The 724-nt window shown below is 48.1% G+C and carries 1 protein-coding gene; it reads right to left on the bottom strand.

Translation table 11 applies throughout. The annotated features are described in order from the left end of the window. On the bottom strand, positions 1-724 hold a 724-nt coding region (locus VB712_RS08045), incomplete at both ends, for an RNA-guided endonuclease InsQ/TnpB family protein (RefSeq protein WP_416236290.1).

The following is a 724-nucleotide window of genomic DNA, read 5'->3' as shown; positions in this document are numbered from 1 at the left end:
CAAAATATTCCAACCACACCCGAAACTGATACCAAGAAGCATCGCTAATCGATTTGGCAAGGCTGTGATTACGCACCATATTCCTGATTCTCAAATCTTCGTAAGCCACCAAGTCGTTAGACTGGATTACGCATCTTGCCAACTTCACGGCAAAATCTTGACGCTGCCTACTTATTTTGAGATGGCGCTTACCTAGAACCACCCTTGCCTTTGCTCGATTCTGACCCCCTTTCTTCCTCCTGGAAACAGTGCGCTGCGACTGCTTGAGTCGTGATTCACTTTTCCTGAGATGTCGGGGGTTTCCCACTGTTTCACCGTTGCTATCAGTGTAGAACTCTTTGAGTCCAACATCCAAGCCGATGGCTCGACCAGAGGGTTCAACGAATTCAGTCCGTTCTGCACGAATACAGAACTGGACATAGTAGCCATCGGCTCTTTTGATGAGGCGAACTCGCTTAATCTGTTCTATGGGATAGAAATGCAGATCACGAGTGCCTTTGAGCTTTAGTCTACCAATGCCCTTCTTGTCGGTGAAGGTGATTGCCTTGCGATTCTCGTCTAACTTCCACCCAGAGGTTTTGTACTCTACTGAGCGGTTATTTTTCTTGAAGGAGGGGAATCCCTTTTTTCCGGGGATACCCTGCTTGCAGTTTTCGTAGAATCGCGAGATTGTACTCCAGGCTCTTTCTGCGGATGCTTGGCGAGCCATGCTGTTGAGTTCAGC

Source organism: Spirulina sp. CCNP1310, assembly GCF_034932185.1.
Lineage (GTDB): Bacteria > Cyanobacteriota > Cyanobacteriia > Cyanobacteriales > Spirulinaceae > Spirulina.
This window is presented reverse-complemented; position numbering and strand designations above follow the sequence as displayed.